The sequence below is a fragment of the Embleya sp. NBC_00896 genome (assembly GCF_045207785.1).
In the GTDB taxonomy this organism is placed as follows: Bacteria; Actinomycetota; Actinomycetes; order Streptomycetales; family Streptomycetaceae; genus Embleya.
In genome coordinates, this window is the sequence record NZ_CP108776.1 from 3,389,370 (window position 1) to 3,407,767 (window position 18,398).

The following is an 18,398-nucleotide window of genomic DNA, read 5'->3' on the forward strand; positions in this document are numbered from 1 at the left end:
CGGCGCCCACGGCCGGCGCCCGCCGGCCGGGAGCGCCGATCGCCTCGGTGGACGCAGGGACGTGAGACGGTCCGACACCGATGCGGTAAAGCCCGGCCCGTCGGAAGAAATGCTTTCGCCGGTTCCATCGTCGCCCCGGCGTGGTACTGGCTCCTCTGACCGGCGGCGCTCGTGAAAGGATCGCGCATTGGTTCGCTCGCGAGGCCGTCGGGCGCAGCGGGAAGTGACACACGGAGCGCCTGCGGCGCGCGCTCTGGACTGGGGACGAGGACGAACATGGGTGCGGTGGCCGAAACGAGGGCCGACGTTCCGTCGAGCGGGACGTCGGCGGACGATACAGGCGACCCGGCGGGAGGCGGACCGAGCGCGCTGCGGGCTCGCTGGAGACCTTTGGCCGCCCCCTGTGTTGCCTTTGTCGCCACCGTCTTGTCGTATTGCACCGCCTGGTACATGCGCAAAACGTATCCATTCGGGACCACCGGCCACGCGATCAATGATCAGGCGAACCAGTACATCCCGTTTCACTTGAACTTGTGGGACCTCTCCCGCGGCGAGGCCGCCGGGAACCTGTTGTTCAACTGGCGCAGCGCCTTCGGCCAACAGTTTCTGGCCGACTATCACACCTACCTCGGCAATCCCTTCTCGCTGGTCGTGCTGTTCGTTCCGCGCAACCACGTCGACTTTGCGGTGTTCATGGTCGCGCCGCTGACCATGGGCGCCGCGGCAGCCCTGATGACCGTCTATCTGGGGCGGATCACCTCCGGATCGCGGTGGCTGCGGTCGATCATGGGCATCTGTTACGGCACGTGCTCGTGGGCCCTCGGTTCCGCGTCCTACATACCGATGTGGATGTGGGGTCTCGTCGCGCTGCCGCTGCTGGGACTCGCGGTCGAATGGTGCCTGGAGGGTCGCCGCTGGGTCGCGGCAACCCTGTTCGTGGGATTGGCCTGGACCGGGAACTTCTACACCGCCGCCATGGCGACGGTGGCCGCCTCGATCATCATGCTGATCCGTCTCGTCACGCTCGAGATGACCATGCGGGAAAGGCTCCGGGCGATCTACCGGGCGGCGGGGGCGACGGGGGTCGGCGTCATGCTGACGCTGCCGCTGCTGCTGCCGTCCTATCTGGCCTCGAAGGCGGCCGCGCCCACTCTGGCCGGCGATTTCATCCCGGTGAAGACCGATATCTACTTTGCCTCCATGCTGCCCGCTTCATCCCTTTGGGGCGATCGACCCCGAACGTACATGGTGTCGCTGGGCATGCTGGTCGCGTTCGCGTTCGTGCTGAACCGGGCCATCGCGATGCGTACCCGTGTGGCGTGGACGACCGCGACGGTGCTGGTTGCCGCGTCCTTTCAGTGGGCTCCGACGCAGTTCGTGTGGCACGGCTTGGCGGTGCCGAACGGCAACTCGTATCGGGAGACCTTCGTCCTCAGCGGCCTGATGGCGATCATGGGATGGCTCTTCCTGGCGAACAGCCCGCGCGCATGGCCGGTCGTGACCGCCGCGGTGGGGATGCTCGGCGCCACCTGGCTGCTGCGCGAAACCGACGACTTCGGCGAGTACACCTGGTGGGCGGTGATCGTCGGCGGCGGCGTCTCCGTTGTCGCGGTCTCCCTCCTCGTGCTCGCCCACCGGGCCGACCAGAGCGCGCCCTGGCGACGATGGGTCGCCGGGTTCGCCGTACTGACGATGTTCGCGGTCGTGGTGGTCGAGTCTTCGATGTCGTCCGCGGTCATCGACGCTCGCCGGGCCCGCGAGGGTTGGGCTCGACCGTTCGTCACCTCCGGGAACAAGTTCGAGAACAAGATGGCCGCCGTGGCGTCCGCGGACGCCTGGCCGCGCTATCGAACCGATCCCGGCACGCAGTTCTTCACCTATAACGAGGCACTGCTCTCGCGCGGGGAGGGGCCGCAGTACTACAGCAGCTACACCACCAAGGAGACCTTCGACGCCCTCAACGGGCTCGGTTTTCCATGGGTCAACTACGGTCGCACGATCCTCGGCCAGGACAACCCGGTCATCGACGCGATCTTCGCGATCGGCGCCCGGGTGAACGCCACGAACAAGTCGGAGACGCGGTTCACGGCCGACCGATTCGCGACTCCACCGCTGGTCACCGTTCGTCCGCCGACCGCTCCGGCGGCGGCGCCGGACACCGTCTTCGCCCGGCAGGAGGCCCTGCTCGGGACGAAGGTGTACGCCGTTCCACCGGTGACGATGGCGGGCGCCCAGACCGCGGCCGCGGTCGTCGGTGACGGACCGTACAAGATCACCTGGAAGGAAAACGTCGAGCTTCGGTTCACCGCGACGTGCGCGCCGGGCTCCGAGGTCTACTGGTACAGCCCCCAGGCCGCCCTGACCGCGTCCCAGGGCAGCGTGTCCAGGGTCTCCACCGGCTCGCACGACGGGTACTCGGCGGGCGGCGTGCTGCCACTCGGACCCGTGCCGGCAACCGGTCGGGTCGAGGTGGTGGCGACCCCGGCCGAGGACGGCGAGATTCCCCGATCGCCGATCGGCTGCCTCGATCGCAGCAAGGTGCAGTCGGCGGTGACCGCGTTGACCGCGACCGGCGCGACCAAGGTGACGGTCGATGGAAGCTCGATCAACGCTGTACTGCCCAAGGGCAGCACCGGAACCGCGGTGATCTCCACAGCGGCGTCCGACGGTTGGCAGTGTTCCCAGCAGGGCGGCTCGATGCGCGAGCCGGACAACCTGTACGGGCTGCTGGCCGTCCCGCTCAAGGCGGGCAGCACCCGGATCTCCTGCTCGTACACGCCCCCGGGTCTGTTCGCCGGACTCGCCGGAGGAGGCCTCGCGGCGGCTTGCCTCGTCGCCGTGGCCGTCACCGTATGGTTGCGGGAACGCAAGAGTCCGCGCCCGCACCGGCGTCCCGGACGAACCCGATTGAGTGGGAGATGGCTGTGAAGGACGCTGTGAGCGTCGTCGTCATCACGTACAACGACGCCGTCCATTTGCCCGCTGCCATCGAATCGGTGCTGGCCCAGGGCGATGTCGTGCACGAGGTCGTGGTCGTCGACGACGCCTCGACCGACGACACTCCCCAGGTCCTCGGCCGCTGGCCGCGCGACCGCGTGCGGGTGGTGCGACGGACGGTGAACAGCGGCGGTTGCGGGGCTCCCCGCAACGACGGCACCGCGTTCGCGCGTGCCCCGTGGGTGCTCTACCTCGACAGTGACGACGTGCTGCCGCCCGGCGCGGTGCACAAGCTCCTGGCCGCGGCCGAGGACGCCGACGCGGACTTCGCGGTCGGCGCCTGCGTCCGACACGAGCTTCCGGAGAACCGCGACGTGCCGTGGCAGCGCGAGCTGTTCACCAACCGTGGGGTGTACTCGCTGGCCACCCGACCGGAAATGCTCTGGGACACGCTGTCGGTCAACAAGCTCTACCGCCGCTCGTTCCTGACCTCGAACAAGATCCAGTTCCCGGACGGCAACGAGCACTACGAGGACTTCGTCTTCACCGCCGACGTGTACGCCGCGGCGACCCGCTTCGCGGTGATCCCGGATCACGTCTACACCTGGAACGTCCGGCGCCGCTCGGCCGCGCCGTCGATCTCGTTGCGCCGCGACCAGCTCAAGAACTGGCAGGACCGGCTCAAGGCCCACCAGCACGTCCTGGAGACGATGCGCTCCACCGGCGAGACCCGGCTCGTGGACACCGCCGAACGCAAGTTCCTCGAACACGACCTGGCGCTGTACCTGCGCGACCTGCACGCCAAGGACGCCGAGTACCAGCAGGAGTGGTGGGACGCCACGCGCGCGCACCTGGACACCTTCGGCTACCGCGGGGCCGAGACGGCCAAGGCGCCGATGCGCTGGGCCTCGTCGCTGATCTCGCTGCGCCGGCAGCCGACCGCGCTGCCCCGGCTGGCCGAGCTGGCGGCCGAGCCCGCGCGGCTCACGCCGCCGTACGCCGGCACCCCCAATCGCCCGCTGTGGGACGACGAGGAGCCGTCGGTACCGCTGACCGGGCTGTCCACGCAGTCGCCCGATCAGCTGCCCATCCACATCGAGGCCGCGGTGACGATGAGCGGCCCCCGGCTCGCGCTCGTGCTGCGGATCGCCGACCTGTACGGGCTGCTCTCCCGGTCTCGGGTGATCGGTGCCGACGTGATCCTGCGGGACCGGCACGACCGCGCGGAGCGGCGCCGACCGGTGCAGCTGGAGACGGTGGCCCGCGAGGGATTCCTGCACGGCAAGGTCACCCTCGAAGGCAGCGCGCTGCGCGGTCTGGAGGTCTTCGCGACCTGGGACATCTGGGCCCGGATCTCGTTCGCGGACGGTACGTACCGCGAGGTGCGCGTGCGCGCCGGCGGCGGCTCCGGCCTGGGTCGGCATCTGGTGCCGGACCTGCGCCGCGCGATGCTGCTCGTCCAGCCCTACCGCACCGCCAGCCACTCCCTGGGCGTGCGCGTCGCGGACGGCCCCCGGGGCGCCGCGGCGGTGGCCACGGCCCGGATCAAGCGGCGCAAGGCCCCGGGCAAGAAGGTCTGAGACGCCCCCGGACGCGACGCGCGGACACGACGAAGGCGGCGGCCCCGAACGGGCCGCCGCCTTCGTCGTGTCTCGGCGCCGGGAGTCTCGGCGCCGGGTGTCTCAGCGCTGCGGCAGGTTGGCCGCCGAGGTCTCGGCGCGGCGACGCATCCGTCGGCCGATCAGCGGGATCGCGATCAGCGCCACGAAGCCCGCACCACCCGCCAGCGTGCCCTTCTTCAGGCCCGGCGGGGTGTACGAGCACGAGACCTCCGAGGCCCCGGAGCCCAGCGGCACGGCCAGCAGGCCGTAGCGGTTGGTCGGCTTGACCGAGGACCCGTCGCGCTCGCAGGTCCAGCCCTTGTTGGCCGGCGTGGCGATCACCGCGGTGCCGGTGCTGCCCTTCGGCAGCTTGGCCTTGATGTCGTGGCCGCCCGCGGACACCGACTGCGCGCCGGTGGCCTTGAGCCCGGCCACCGCCCGGTCCAGGCGGGCGTTGTCCAGGCAGCCGATCGACTCGCGCGGAAGGCTGCCCGCATCGGTGGGCTTGAGGTCGACCTCGACCTTGCCCGTCGCCGGAACCGGGCCCAGCTCGATCACCGGGGCGCTGTTGCCGGGCGCGCGGCCCGCCACCTTGGACTCGGTCCCGAGGGCGGACACGCCTGCGGACAGCCACGGCGCATACAGGTAGGCGGTCGAGCCCGGCGCGCACTGTGCTTCCAGGCGCAGGTTCGTCTTGCCCTTGACCGGGTTGAGCTTGATCGGGTCGGTGCCGCTGTGCGACTTCGCCGTCTCCAGGCCCGACACCCGCACCTGCGGGATGGCGTACACGTCCGTGCCCAGCGCGGCGTTCTGCCACGCGAACACGCTGCCTCGGATCAGCGTTCCGGTCTTCGGCTGGACGGTGACCAGGGGCGGGGCCGTGTAGCGGTCGACCCGGAAGGCGGTCGAGCCCTTGTCCGGCGCCGAGATCCGGGCGCCGATCGAGAAGATCGCGTCGGTGACCGGGTTCTCCATCGAGGCCAGGAAGCGTCCGCTGATCCACCACGGATAACCCAGGTGCTGAAGCGTGTTCGCCGTCCGGGTGGTCACGTAGCTGCTGTAGTACTGGGCGCTCTGGCCGTCCATCAGCATCGCGTCGTTGTTGACGAACGCGTGCGGGCCGGTGTCGGTGCGATAGGCGGGCCAGCCGTCGGCCTCCCGGGTCGCCGCGTACTTCGCGTCGTAGGTCGGCCCCCACTCCGGCTTGGGACTGAAGAAGTCGAAGCGGTTGCGGTAGTCGTCCACGGCGACCGCCGACACGGTGGCCTCGGCCGCGAAGCCGCCGGCCAGCAGCACGGCGAGCCCGGCGCCGAGCGCCCGGGTCGCGCCCACGCCGAGGCGGCCCTCCAGGAGTCGCGGGGCGATCAGCACGACCAGCGCGACAAGCCCGCCGATCAGCAGCGCCCACCACGTGTACTCCATCTGCACGTCCCGGACGCCGTTCGCGTACAGCGCGACCGCGACGATCACCGCTGCCGCGCCGAGCACCGCGAACAGGCCGGGCCGATGCGACAGCGACAGCCACGCGGCGATCACGATCAGGCCGCTGAGCACGAACATCGCGCGGTACGGGCTGCCGTTGGGGATGTCCATGCCGTGCCAGAGCTTCTGCGTGGGCTCCCAGACGTAGGACGCGCCGACCAGGACCAGGCCGATGCTCCAGCTCGCCCGCACACGTTTGGCCAGTGCCTTGTTGAACGGCATGGTCAGCACGAGCAGGAGCGCGAACGTGCCCACGAAGAACTTGGGCGCCGTGATCAGCGGACGGGTGGCCGGCAGCATCTGGGTCAGGTACACGTCGCCCGGAATCGCCTTGAAGAGCGACATCGGTGCGGGCTGCGCGTCCTTGCTCGCCAGGTACGACGGCACCAGCAGCGGCAGGGTCACCATCACCCCGACGCCCACCGCGGAGATCGCGCGGACCGCGCGGTCCGCGCGGTGTCGCCAGGTGACGTCCTCGGCCATCGTCCGGACGGTGAAGAGCACGCCCGCGCCGATCGTGGCCATGATCGCGGTGTAGAAGTTGCCGCCCCACGAGAAGGCCACGAACAGCGTCGCCCAGACCCACCTGCGGCCCTGAAGACACCACTCCACCGCGATGCACATCAGCGGGAACGACGCGAGACCCCACATCCACATCGGGTCCGGCGACGCGTCGTCCAGCGCCCACGCGCACATCCCGAAGCCCGCACCGAGCACCGCGCGCTGCCACCACGGCCCCTGCGAGATCATCCCGAGGTAGCGGGTCATCAACGCGGCACCGAGCGCCATACTGAGCGGCGTGATCAGGAAGACCGCGAGATCGATCTGGTCGCGGGGGAAGAGGGCCACGAACCACGAGAACGGGTTCATGAGATAGGTGTAGAAGTCCGGCAGGTAGCCCGTGCCGTAGGCACTGTCCCAGTTGAAGAAGAGGTCACCGGACGTGCGGCCGTGCACGAGGTCCCAGAAGTGCGCGTGGAACGGCACGAACTGGTTGGCGAGGTCGTTGATCGCGCGGGAACGGGACCCGAACGGGGAGGTCCCGCGCACGGCGCAGGCTGCGCAGTAGGACGCGAAGGCGAGGAACGCCGCGAGCAGCGGGCCTCGCGCGGCGTACACGATCCGGCGCGTCCGAGGCCCGAGGAATCGACCGCCGGCGCCCGAACCGGCGTCGACGACATCCCCTTCGTTCCCGGGGGCCGTGCCGGCCTGATCGACTTCTGCGGTGTGCGCCAAGACCTCTGTTCCCTTTTCAGACATGTCCGCGTATCGGCGGAGACTCTCGGTGACCCTCGGTCCGGGGCGGGGCTCTTGCCCCGTGCCGGAGCCCACCTTCCCCAAGGTCATACTGTAGAGCCCCCTCGCATGGATGGTTTCGGTCCGCGTGGCTCGTGCTCGGATGCGGCAGCTCGCTCGAAGCCGGTATCCGCACGCAACCGGTGGGGTTGTTCACGCGTGTGACCACACGAGTCCCGGAAAGAAGAAGGGTGCCCACCCATGCCGATGCCGTCACCGACTCGACGGGGGATGCTCCTCACCGCCGGTGGCGCCGCCGCCGCGGCGGGACCGCTGGCCTGGTGGCGACTGAACGAGCGCGAGGCACCCCGGCGCAACCGCTCGCGGGAGAACATCGCGAGCAAGAAGCCCGCCCCCACGACCACCTCGGCCTCGGTCATGCACGTCATCGCACACGCCGACGACGACCTCTACTTCATGAACCCGGACCTGCTGGCCACGCTCGGGCCGGAAGCACGCAGCGTGACCGTGGTGCTCACCGCGGGCGAGTCCGACGGGCGCAACTTCGGCCGTGACGACCCGCGGCGCACCAAGGGCTCGCCGGACCGGCCCGGCTTCACCGGGGCCCGACAGAACGGGGCGCGCGGCGCCTACGCGCAGATGGCGCTGGGCGACCGCAAGGCGCGGTGGAAGCGCGAGCGGCTCGACACGCGAGGCGCGGTGGCCGAGCTGAACACCCTGGTGGGCGCACCCAACGTGCACCTGATCTTCCTGGGCATGCACGAGGCGGGGATGATCACCGCGTTCAACCGGACCAGCCTGCGCGGGCTCTGGGAGAACATCCTGCCCCGCCTGGGCACGCTCCCCCCCAAGGGCGGCCCGGTGACCACCGCCTCCTCGTACACGCGCGAGTCGCTGCTCCAGACGCTCACCGACCTGATGGACCACTTCCAACCGACGCTGCTGCGGACGCTGGACCCCGACCCGGAGACGAGTCGGCAGGGCCCCGACAACGTGCTCACCCCGGACGACCACCAGGACCACACCACGGCGGCCCTGTTCGCCCTCGAGGCGCTGCGCCGGCACGAGGAGGCGGCCGGCACGAGCGGCCCGCCCACCGTGGTCGAGTCCTACCGCGCGTATTGCAACGCGCACTGGCCGCACAACCTGGGTGCCGAGAGCTTCGGCCGCAAGAAGCGCGTCCTGGAGACCTACGGCTGGGTGGACGGGTGGGACTGCGGCGACGCGGCCGGTTGCGGCGACCGCAAGGTGGGTTCGCAGGTCGCCGTCTACAACTGGGCCGAGAGCACCTACCCGCGCTACCCGGGGACGTCCAACTGGACCCAGGTCGGGCCCAACGGGACGCACTACTCGTTCGCGGTGCTGGACGGCCGGGCAACGGTCTGGACGGCCGGCGCGGACGGCGTGTGGCAGAAGGGCACCGGGCTCGCGAGCGGCATGATCGCGCCGCGCCTGGAGGTGCTGCGGCACAAGGACGGCCGGCTCCAGTTGTTCGCGCTGCGGATGGGCCTGGCGGCCGACCCGCAGGCCCAGCGGCGCGAGATCGTCACGAGCGTGCAGGGCGCCGGCGGCTCGTTCGGCTCGTGGACCTCGCTCGGCGCACCCGACGAAGGCGACCCGATCGCCGCTCGGGAGACCGGGCTGCCCACGGTGGTCGCGGACGGTGCCGGCCGGCTGCGCCTCTTCGCCCGCAACCGGGTCCGCGGGCTCAGCGAGCGCGTGCAGAACGCCGACGGCTCCTGGCAGCCGTGGCGCGCTCTGGGTGGTGTCGAGATCCAGGACGGCGTGTCCGCGGTGACCCTCAAGGACGGTCGGGTCGAGGTCTACGCCTCGACCCGGACCGGCATCGCCCGCTGGACCCAGAAGCGCACCGGCGATCCGATGACCCTGGACTCCTCGATGCCCCACCCCGCCCCGGGCGGGCCGCCGACCGCGTACGTCGAGCCCGACGGCCGCGTCGCGCTGCTCACCCGACAGGCCGACACGGCGCGTATCCTGTTGTATCGACAGACCGCCCCCGGAGCATCGTGGGGCAAGGCCGATCCGCTCGATCTGGGCGGGCACGGCGGCACGGGCGCGCCGGCCGCCGTGCGAATGCAGGGCAGTGACGGCTTCCTGTTGGCCCACCGCAACGACAAGCTGGGGGTCAGCGTCGCGCGACTGCCCTCCACCCCGACCACCGCGCCCGAGTGGACCGACCTCGGCGGGCAGTCCGTGCACCTGCCGGCCGTGACCGTCGACGCCGCCGGCCGAGCGTTGATCACGACGCTCGGTCCGGACGGGAGAATGTCGTCCACCCGACAGGAACAGCCGCGCGCGGGAGCCGGATTCGGCGCCTGGACGCAGGCTCCGATCGGTTGACGCACGGGTTTTTCCGTCCCACTCCGAGGGCCCAGGATGGAGCCGGGACGTGCAACAATGATCGACGCTCGGGCGAGATGACATCTCGAACGTCGTCGCCTCCTCCCGGGATCATCCCGGGGGTGGGTGGGCTCCCCGACCATATGGTTGCGACCAGGGCGCGGCCTGTGTCTTCAGACGAGAAACCGGTGAAGTCGATGCTCTTGTCTCTCGTGGTGCCGTGCTTCAACGAAGAAGCCGTCCTCTCCACATTCCACGAGACGATCCGCGAGGAACTGAAGGACATCGGTGCCGACGTCGAGATCTGCTACGTCGACGACGGCAGCTCCGACGGCACCCTTCGCATCCTGCGCGAGTTGGCCGCGAAGGACCCGGCCGCCAAGTTCGTGTCGTTCAGCCGCAACTTCGGCAAGGAAGCGGCCATGCTCGCGGGCCTCGAACAGGCCACCGGCGACGCGGTCGTGATCATGGACGCGGACCTCCAGCACCCGCCGGAGCTGATCCCGCGCATGCTGGACCTGCACCTCAAGGGCCACGACCAGGTGATCGCGCGGCGCAGCCGCGAGGGTGACAAGCGCTTCCGCAGCTTCCTGAGCAGCTCGTACTACAAGCTCGTCAACAGGTGGGTCGACGTCGAACTCGTGGACGGCGTCGGCGACTTCCGACTGCTGTCGCGCAAGGCGCTGGACGCGTTGCTGTCGATGCGCGAGTACAACCGCTTCTCGAAGGGTCTCTACTCGTGGATCGGGTACGACTCGGTCCTGTTCGAGTACAAGAACGTCACGCGTGAGCTCGGGCAGACCAAGTGGAGCTTCGGCAAGCTCCTCAACTACGCCCTCGACGGTCTGATCTCGTTCAACAACCGACCCCTGCGCGTGGCCATCTACTTCGGCCTGATGCTCTCGGCGCTGTCGCTCGTCTACACGATGATCCTGGTCGGCATGGCGATCGTCCAAGGCGTCCAGACCCCCGGTTACATCACGATCATCGCGGCGGTGACCGGACTCGGCGGTCTGCAGATGACGATGCTGGGGTTGATCGGCGAGTACATCGGCCGTATCTACTACGAGACCAAGAACCGGCCGCACTACCTGGTCCGCGAGAGCACCGAGGATCACCGCGTCCCGGTCCCGCAGACCGCCGCGGCGGTGTCGATCCGGGAGACCTCGGCCGACATGTTCCCGCGGGGGGCGGGTCGCTGATGCTGCGTCAGGCTTTCCGGTTCGCGCTGGTGGGTGTCGTGAACACCGGCACCTACTACCTCATCTACCTCGGGCTGCGGGAGATCATCCCGTACCTGCTGGCGCACGTCTCGGCCTTCGTCCTGAGCATGATCGGCTCGTTCTTCATGAACACGTACTTCACCTATCGGGTGAAGCCCACGTGGAAGAAGTTCCTGCTGTTCCCGCTGACCAACGTGACCAATTTCGTGATCACCACGGTCGGCGTCTTCATGCTCGTCTCGTGGGCGTCCATGGACGAGCGGATCGCGCCGCTCGTGGCCGCGGCCGCGGCCATCCCGGTGACCTTCCTGGTGTCGCGCAAGGTGATGATCCCGGGTACCGAGCCGGAGCCCACGCTGGGCCGCGCCGATTCGACCCCGGTGTCCTGATCCCGTAACGGATGACCGACAGGTTCCGCATCGCACCCGTTCGTCCACCGAGCCGAGCACCGCTTGTGGCTACGCTGATCCCATGAACTGGCTTGTCACCGGCGGCGCCGGATACATCGGGACTCATGTCGTGCGGGCATTGCTCGCGACCGGCGAGAACGTCGTGGTGATCGACGACCTCTCCACCGGAGCGCGCGAGCGCGTGCCGAACGGCGTGCCGCTCGTGGTCGGCTCGGTGCTGGACCGGGCTCTGCTCGACGAGACGTTCCGCACCCACGCCGTGGACGGCGTCGTGCACATCGCCGGCAAGAAGCGGGTGCCCGAGTCGGTCGACCGACCGCTCCACTACTACGAGGAGAACGTCGAGGGGCTGCGTACGCTCCTGGCGGCCACGGTGGACGCAGGTGTCACGCGCTTCCTCTTCTCCTCCAGCGCGGCCGTCTACGGCATGCCGGACGTGCACCTCGTCGACGAGGAAACGCGCTGTGCGCCGATCAATCCGTATGGCGAAAGCAAGCTCGTCGGAGAGTGGCTGATCAGGGCCACGGCGCGCGCGCACGGCATCTCGTACGCCTCTCTGCGCTACTTCAACGTCGCGGGCGCGGGCGCGCCGGAGCTCGCGGACGAGGGCGTGTTCAACCTCGTGCCCATGGTGTTCGAGAAACTGACGGCGGATCGGGCACCGGTGATCTTCGGCGACGACTACGACACCCCCGACGGGACCTGCGTCCGCGACTTCATCCATGTCGTCGACCTGGCCGAGGCGCACGTGGCCGCCGCGCGCCGACTCGCGACCGATCCGGAGGCCGGGCTCGTCCTCAACGTGGGACGCGGCGAGGGTACGTCCGTGCGCGAGATGGTCGACCTCATCCAGGAGGTGACCGGTCTGCGGGACGTGGCTCCGGTGGTCCAGGCGCGGCGGGCGGGCGACCCGGCCCGGGTCGTGGCGAGCGCGGATCGGATCGCCGCCGAACTGGCCTGGAAGGCCCGCCTCGACACCTCGGACATGGTCGAGAGCGCCTGGGCCGGATGGCAGGCGCGGAGCCACTGAGCGGCCCCCTGGAGGCACGTCGCGGCGCCGGCGGCAAACCCGCCGGCGTTGTGGCGCGAATCACTCGGATCCCGTGTGCGAAACCGCGTCCCGAAGGGCATGGCGGACGCCTCCACGACGCTACGCGCGATGCGCATGTGACGAACGGGATGTAGGTGATCGTTCCCGGACGATCTCCACGTCGAACGACCAAGGACCTTTGTCACTCGATCCGGGACCTTCCGCCACGGAACGCCAACTACGGTCCTTTCCGTAAGGGACCATCTACTTTGCGCTCAACCCCAATTCGGACAATCGACGTCTATCAGACACAGACTTGTGATCTTCGGTGAGGCCTGCTTAGCGTTCCCATCGTCCGTATCCCACACGGACCCCGATCGCCGGTACGCCGAATCCTGTCGCCGGCCGTTCGGGAGGCTGACGAGCACCACACGACAGGAGCGGGGGAACCACAGGTGAACCGCCGCGAACGGCCTCGATCGAAGCGATCGGGCGCCGCGAACGGCTTGGGGTGAAGCCACGTCCTTCGGGATGTGGCCGGGCTATCGATCTCCGGCCCGAATCCGACAGCTCACCTCGTAGGCGTGGGAGAGGATCCAGCAATGCTGTCCGGAACCGGGCGTCATCGCCGCCGCAGTCACAGCAGGACCACGCGTCTGATCGCCGCGGCGGGTGTCGCCGGCGTCGGCGTCGCCATGCCGATCATCGGCGCGGGTTCGGCTCACGCCGCCCCCGTGAGCACGTGGGACAAGGTCGCCCAGTGCGAGAGCACGAACAACTGGAAGATCAACACGGGCAACGGCTTCTACGGCGGTCTGCAGTTCACGCAGAGCACCTGGAGCGAGTTCGGTGGCAAGCAGTTCGCCCCTCGCGCCGACCTGGCCACCAAGGACCAGCAGATCGCGATAGCCGAGAAGGTGCTCAAGAGCCAGGGCCCCGGCGCCTGGCCGGTGTGCTCGATCAAGGCGGGCCTCACTCGCGGTGCCGCCGCCCCGGACGTGGACACGTCGGCCGGCAAGACCGCGCCGAAGACGGCCCCCAAGGCCACCACGGCCACTCCGAAGGCGGAGACCCCCAAGACGGCGCCGAAGACGGTCGCCGCCCCCAAGGTCGAGGTCAAGACCGAGGCCCCCAAGGCCGACACCGCGCCGAAGACCGAGACGGCCCCCAAGGCCGACTCCGCCGCGACCACGTCCTACGTCGTGGTGGCCGGTGACACGCTCTTCAAGATCGCGGATGCCGCACACGTGCCCGGCGGTTGGCCGAAGCTGTACGAGGCCAACAAGAGCGTCGTCGGCGGCAACCCCGACCTGATCTTCCCGGGTCAGAAGCTGTCGGTGTCCGGCTCGGCCGCGACCACCACCAAGACCGAGGCCGCCGCGCCGAAGATCGAGGTGAAGAAGCCCGAGGCACCGAAGGCGGAGACGCCCAAGACGGCGCCGAAGACCTCGACCACCAAGGCGGAGACGCCGAAGAAGGCCGAGTCCAAGCCCTCCGCGTCGACGACCACCGAAAAGGCGTCGGGCTCCTACGTGGCCCCCGTCTCCGGCGGCTCGCTCAGCGCGAGCTACGGCACGGGCGGCTCGCGCTGGTCCAGCGGCAGCCACACCGGCCAGGACTTCGCGGTCTCGACCGGCACCACGGTCCGCGCGGTCACCTCGGGCACCGTCGTCTCGGCCGGTTGGGGCGGGGCGTACGGCAACGAGGTCGTCATCCGCCACGCGGACGGCAAGTACACGCAGTACGCGCACCTGTCCTCGATCTCGGTCAAGGCCGGGATGAAGGTCCAGACCGGCCAGAAGATCGCGCTGTCCGGCGCGACCGGCAACGTGACCGGCCCGCACCTGCACTTCGAGGTCCGGACCACGCCGAACTACGGTTCCGCGGTCAACCCGATGACGTGGCTGCGCAGCCACGGCGTCAACGTCTGATCCGTCCGATCCATCGGCGGCCGAGCCGCCCTTGCTTCGCGACACACGGCGGGCGTCCCCTTCGGGGGGCGCCCGCCGTTCGCGTGCCCGACGCGGCCGATCGCTCAGGACAGCCGGGCCGTGCGCAACGAGCCGTCCGGCCCCAGCCAGCAGGCCACCGCGTGCCCCGCGCCGTCGAGTGCACCGGTCGGTCCGGCCGCCGCCGGGCGCGTGTCCAGGACGAACGGCGCCCCGGTCCCGCCGACCGCGACCGGCCGGCCGTCGGTGTCCCGGGTCAGGGTGAGCGGATCACCGGCCGGCCCCGGCACCCGGGACAGCGGCTCGTAGCCATTGCCCGCCGGGCCTTCGCCGGCCGCCGGCCGCCACGTCCCCGCGTCGCCCTCGACCACGCTCGCGATCTCCGACGTGCCGGCGCGGCGGTACGCGACCTCCATCCGGCCGTCCGCCCGTACCACCGGCGCCGGGGGCCCGGTCGGGCGGTCGGCCGCGATCGTGCGCGGCGCGCCCATGCGATCGCCGGCCTGCTCCCAGTACCGAATGCCCTCACGGGAGGTCCCGAAGACGGCGACCCGACCGTCGGGGCGGGTCACCGCGACCGGACCCTCGACGATCTCGGCGCCGCCCAGATCCCGCCACGGGGTCCAGGCGTCGCTCCCCGCGGGCAGGTACCGCGTGCTGATCCCCTTGTCCCGGTCGCGGGCGAACAGGTGCAGCCCGCCCGCCCCGTCGGCCCGCACCACCGGCGTGCCGAGCCCGCGTTCGCGCACGTCGCCCGCCGGGTTGCCCAGGCTCGTCCACGGGCCCAGGTCGCCGCCCGGCGCGCGCTCGGTCGCCGTCACCACGTCGAACCGCTGCCGGTCGCCGCGCCCCGCTTCCCCGATCCGCAGCGCGAACACCCGGGTGCGGCCGTCCGCCGACCGCACCAGGCCCACTCCGGGCGCGAGTTCGCCGTCGCCGGGTCCCGGCATCGAGCGTGGGACCGCGGACCACGCCGGGGCGCCCACGGCCTCCTGGTCCCAGCGCGCGATCCGACCGCCGAGCACCGACCAGGCCGACAACCGGCCGTCGGCCCCCAGCACCGGCCGCGGACCGGCGTCCGGGAAGCGATACGTCGTGCTCTGCGGCCAGTTGGTGCGGGGCGCGGTGTCCCGCACCTTGAGGTCGCCGCAACCGACCGTGCCGGGGCAGTGGTGGACCCGGTCCGTCCAGCCGTACACGCGGATGATCGCGTCCTTGCGCTCGCGGGCCCCGGGCGCGAGGTTGTGCGGCCAACGCTCGTTGTAGTAGCCGCGGTAGGCGACGGCCACCGCCGGCCGCGCCGGTGCGTCTGCGTCGTAGCGCCGCAGTGCCTCCCACGCGAACTGCGCGGCGGCGGTGTGGTCCTGGTGGTCCGAGACGCCGCCGTTGTCCGCGTGCGCCGGGTGCGCCTTGTCGTGCGTCTGCCGATCGGGGTCGGGGTCGAGCGTGCGGACGACGGTCGGCGCCTGGGCCCGCATCAGGTCCGCGAGCGAGTCGATCAGGCCGTCGCGGGTGTACGTGTACGGCCCCCCGGCGGGCTCGTCCCGCGGTGCCAGCGTGTCGAGTTCGCGTTCCTTCCCGTTCCACAGCGTCCGCAGCCGCCCGTCGGCGCCGATGCCCTCCTCCTTGCGGGTGTTGAGGAACACCAGCTTGACGTTGGGGGCGCCGACGAGGGTGTCGAGCTCGGCGTGCGCGCCGTCGCGCAGTCGGACGCTGTGCCGCTCCCACGCCGCGGCGCGATCCCCGAGCGCCATGAACGCGTAGGCGGCCCGCGAACCGTTGTTGCGTGCGGCGGCGTACGCCTCCGGATCGGGGCGCCCACCGGGTCCGTTGCGCCCGTCGGCCTCGCCCGCGGTGAGGAAGACCGTGACGAGGTCGGTGCCCACCCGCACGGCCTGGTCGACGTCAGGGTTCATGAAGTACAGGTCGTCGTCCTGGTGGGCGACGATCTGCATGACCGCGCCGGACGCCTCCGGGCGCGGCGCGAGCGCCTCGATCCCGGTCGCTCGGGTGGGCGAGTGGTACGGCGGCGAGCCGAAGGGTCCGGTGAGTTTCACCACCGTGACCGTGATCGCGACGGCCAGGACGCCGACCACGGCGACGAATCTGCCGGTCCCGGGGATCATGGGCATGTCGGGGGCGATCCTTCCGAAGCGCGGTCACAGACGGACCACTTCATCATCGCCGGTCGCCCTGGGCGGGTCGTGACCGCCGTCGCGGCGCCGCCCGGGCCCGAGCGTCGCCGCGACGGATCCTCGACCCCGCCGGGTCGCCGACTCCGGTGGAGCGTCAGCCCCGACGCACGGAACCCGAGCCGGCCCCACGGGGCTTGGTGCCCGCGGGCAGCCGCGGCTGCGGCGCGGTGCCGGGGACGGCGGACTTGGCGGCCGGGGACTTGGCGGCGGCGGCCTTGTCCGGCTCGGCGAGCGGGCTGCCCGCGCCCGAGTCGTTGTTCGCCGAGCCCGGGCTGCGGTCCGGCAGCGACTGCGCGCCCTCCGGGGTCACCCGGGTCGCGCCGATGTAGTCCGGCTTGTCTATCGGGCCGAACTTGATGACCGTCCCGGTGTACGGCGCGTGGATCATCTGGCCGTTGCCGACGTACATCCCGACGTGGTGGATGCTGCGCGGGTCGCGCAGGTCTGTGGCGAAGAACACCAGGTCGCCCGGGAGGAGTTGGTCGCGCGAGGGGTGCCGCCCCGCGTTCCACTGGTCGTTGGCCACCCGGGGCAGCTTGATGCCCACGGTCTCGTAGGCGGCCTGGGTCAGCCCCGAGCAGTCGAACCGCCCGCCGTCGGCCGCCGACCCCTCACCGCCCCACAGGTAGGGCGTGCCCAGCTTGGTCTGCGCCCAGTTGACCGCGCCGGCCGCGAGCGCCATCGGCTGCAGCGGGGCCTTGACCACGCCGAAGCTCTGCTCCAGGGAGCGGATCGCCTTGACGTAGTTCTGGGTCTCCTTGTACGGCGGGATCCCGTTGTACTGCATGACCCGGTAGGCACCGGCGTTGTAGGCCGCGAGCATGTTGTTCGTGCGGTCCCCGGGGACCTTGGCCACGTACTTGGCGAGCGAGCAGTCGTAGCGCGCCGCCGCCGGGATCGCGTCGTCGGGGTCCCACGGGCTGGTCTTCCCGTCGCCGTCGCCGTCCGTCGCCCACTCCGGCCAGGTGCCGGGCATGAACTGCGCGATACCCTGGGCACCGATGGGACTCAGCGCGTTCGGGTCGAAGCCGCTCTCCTGGTACAGCTGCGCGGCGAGCAGGGCCGGCGAGATCTCGGGGCACAGCCGCCCCCACTTGTCGATCGCCGGTTGGAACTGCGCGGGCACGGTGCCCGCCGCGAGTTCCATCGTGGTGCCGCCGGTCTGGCTGCCGGACGCCGACTGCATCGCGCCCACCCCCACGGTGAGCAGACCGACCAGGCCGAACGGGACCGCCAACGCGATGCCGCCGGCCACCCAGGCTTTGCTCATCGCACGCACCCCCGATTCTCTGCGACCGGGACGGGCCGCAGCGGACACTCCGTGTCATTGTGCGCGCCATGATTGCTCAGCGCAATCACCCGTGATACACACAGTGAGCAGACACACTTGCCGAGGTGGTAGCCCGATCGGCTTCCCCACAGCACAATAAACGAACGACACACTCCTTCCGTCGAATGGACGGGAGGCCATGAAAAGCCCAACCTCGGGGGCGGTGAACAACGTGTTTCTTGGCGAAGGCAATGGCGACATCAATACGATCATCGGCGGGATAGCTCCGGACTGGGGCCCGTTCGCGAAACTGGGCGCCGAAGCCCGGATCATGGTCGAGGTGATCATGGCGATCGCCCTGCTCCTGTGCCTGGCCCTGGCGATCTGGGGCGCGGCGAAGCAGCGCATAGGGGCGACCGCGATGCGTGACACGTTCAGCGCGGAGCAAGGCAAGGGCCTCATCATCGCCGGCCTGACCGGTGTCTTCATCATCGGATCGCTCGGGACGCTGTTCACGATTGTGTACGGAATGGCGATCTAGAACGGTTCGCACCCTGCCGTCCCCAAGGTGGCGAATCCCGTGGTGTTTTGTCCCGGGCGCGGCGCACTCCGGTGCGCCGTGCGCCCCGAAAACGGAATGCCCCATTCCGCATTCGAGGCAAAGCAGCAATTCCGGTTCCTTT

At 70.3% G+C, this 18,398-nt stretch carries 11 protein-coding genes and 1 riboswitch; of the genes, 8 read left to right on the forward strand and 3 right to left on the reverse strand.

Annotated elements, in window-relative coordinates:
• The first annotated feature begins 276 nt into the window (after nt 1-276).
• Together OG928_RS15385 and OG928_RS15390 are read left to right on the forward strand one after the other, a co-directional pair.
• Nucleotides 277-2,928: a YfhO family protein gene (locus tag OG928_RS15385; RefSeq protein WP_406283999.1), complete on the forward strand. Its 2,652-nt coding sequence runs from the start codon at nt 277-279 to the stop codon at nt 2,926-2,928.
• Nucleotides 2,925-4,517 carry a glycosyltransferase family 2 protein gene (locus tag OG928_RS15390; protein WP_406284001.1) on the forward strand — a complete coding sequence of 531 codons (1,593 nt, stop codon included), beginning with the start codon at nt 2,925-2,927 and terminating at the stop codon, nt 4,515-4,517. The genes OG928_RS15385 and OG928_RS15390 overlap by 4 nt, the downstream gene beginning before the upstream one ends.
• 102 nt (nt 4,518-4,619) lie before the next feature.
• Here the strand turns inward: OG928_RS15390 and OG928_RS15395 are convergent, their stop codons facing one another.
• Nucleotides 4,620-7,256: a YfhO family protein gene (locus OG928_RS15395; protein WP_406284003.1), complete on the reverse strand. Its 2,637-nt coding sequence runs from the start codon at nt 7,254-7,256 to the stop codon at nt 4,620-4,622.
• 261 nt (nt 7,257-7,517) lie between these two features.
• On the opposite strand from OG928_RS15395, the gene OG928_RS15400 reads away from it, so the two are divergent.
• From OG928_RS15400 to OG928_RS15420, 5 genes are all read left to right on the forward strand, one after another.
• Nucleotides 7,518-9,638 carry a PIG-L family deacetylase gene (locus tag OG928_RS15400; RefSeq protein WP_406284005.1) on the forward strand — a complete coding sequence of 707 codons (2,121 nt, stop codon included), beginning with the start codon at nt 7,518-7,520 and terminating at the stop codon, nt 9,636-9,638.
• A gap of 197 nt (nt 9,639-9,835) precedes the next feature.
• Nucleotides 9,836-10,840: a glycosyltransferase family 2 protein gene (locus OG928_RS15405; protein WP_406291001.1), complete on the forward strand. Its 1,005-nt coding sequence runs from the start codon at nt 9,836-9,838 to the stop codon at nt 10,838-10,840.
• Entirely contained in the window at nt 10,840-11,250 is a 411-nt protein-coding gene (locus tag OG928_RS15410; protein WP_406284007.1) for a GtrA family protein, read from the forward strand. The genes OG928_RS15405 and OG928_RS15410 overlap by 1 nt, the downstream gene beginning before the upstream one ends.
• Before the next feature lie 82 nt (nt 11,251-11,332).
• The gene (galE, locus tag OG928_RS15415) at nt 11,333-12,301 is read left to right on the forward strand and encodes a UDP-glucose 4-epimerase GalE (protein ID WP_406284008.1); all 969 of its coding nucleotides are present in this window, start codon (nt 11,333-11,335) and stop codon (nt 12,299-12,301) included.
• 376 nt (nt 12,302-12,677) lie between these two features.
• A riboswitch (cyclic di-AMP (ydaO/yuaA leader) is annotated at nt 12,678-12,899 on the forward strand.
• Nucleotides 12,900-12,903: 4 nt separating this feature from the next.
• A complete protein-coding gene (locus OG928_RS15420) occupies nt 12,904-14,232 on the forward strand; it encodes a transglycosylase family protein (protein ID WP_406284010.1) in 1,329 nt (442 codons plus the stop codon).
• Nucleotides 14,233-14,336: 104 nt separating this feature from the next.
• On the opposite strand, the gene OG928_RS15425 is transcribed toward OG928_RS15420, so the two are convergent.
• Both OG928_RS15425 and OG928_RS15430 read right to left on the reverse strand, forming a co-directional pair.
• Nucleotides 14,337-16,382 carry a PIG-L family deacetylase gene (locus OG928_RS15425; RefSeq protein WP_406284012.1) on the reverse strand — a complete coding sequence of 682 codons (2,046 nt, stop codon included), beginning with the start codon at nt 16,380-16,382 and terminating at the stop codon, nt 14,337-14,339.
• Nucleotides 16,383-16,539: 157 nt separating this feature from the next.
• Complete coding sequence (locus OG928_RS15430; RefSeq protein WP_406284014.1) at nt 16,540-17,715, reverse strand: NlpC/P60 family protein; 1,176 nt, start codon at nt 17,713-17,715, stop codon at nt 16,540-16,542.
• 199 nt (nt 17,716-17,914) lie between these two features.
• Between OG928_RS15430 and OG928_RS15435 the strand changes: the two genes are divergently transcribed.
• Nucleotides 17,915-18,256, forward strand: a complete 342-nt coding sequence (locus tag OG928_RS15435) for a hypothetical protein (protein WP_406284016.1) — start codon at nt 17,915-17,917, stop codon at nt 18,254-18,256.
• Nucleotides 18,257-18,398: the final 142 nt, after the last annotated feature.

Coding starts and splice junctions, on each gene's coding strand:
- OG928_RS15385 (WP_406283999.1), top strand. CDS start 277: ATGGGTGCGGTGGCCGAAACGAGGGCCGACGTTCCGTCGAGCGGGACG.
- OG928_RS15410 (WP_406284007.1), top strand. CDS start 10,840: ATGCTGCGTCAGGCTTTCCGGTTCGCGCTGGTGGGTGTCGTGAACACC.
- OG928_RS15425 (WP_406284012.1), bottom strand. CDS start 16,382: ATGCCCATGATCCCCGGGACCGGCAGATTCGTCGCCGTGGTCGGCGTC.
- OG928_RS15400 (WP_406284005.1), top strand. CDS start 7,518: ATGCCGATGCCGTCACCGACTCGACGGGGGATGCTCCTCACCGCCGGT.
- OG928_RS15405 (WP_406291001.1), top strand. CDS start 9,836: ATGCTCTTGTCTCTCGTGGTGCCGTGCTTCAACGAAGAAGCCGTCCTC.
- OG928_RS15430 (WP_406284014.1), bottom strand. CDS start 17,715: ATGAGCAAAGCCTGGGTGGCCGGCGGCATCGCGTTGGCGGTCCCGTTC.
- OG928_RS15420 (WP_406284010.1), top strand. CDS start 12,904: ATGCTGTCCGGAACCGGGCGTCATCGCCGCCGCAGTCACAGCAGGACC.
- galE (WP_406284008.1), top strand. CDS start 11,333: ATGAACTGGCTTGTCACCGGCGGCGCCGGATACATCGGGACTCATGTC.
- OG928_RS15435 (WP_406284016.1), top strand. CDS start 17,915: ATGAAAAGCCCAACCTCGGGGGCGGTGAACAACGTGTTTCTTGGCGAA.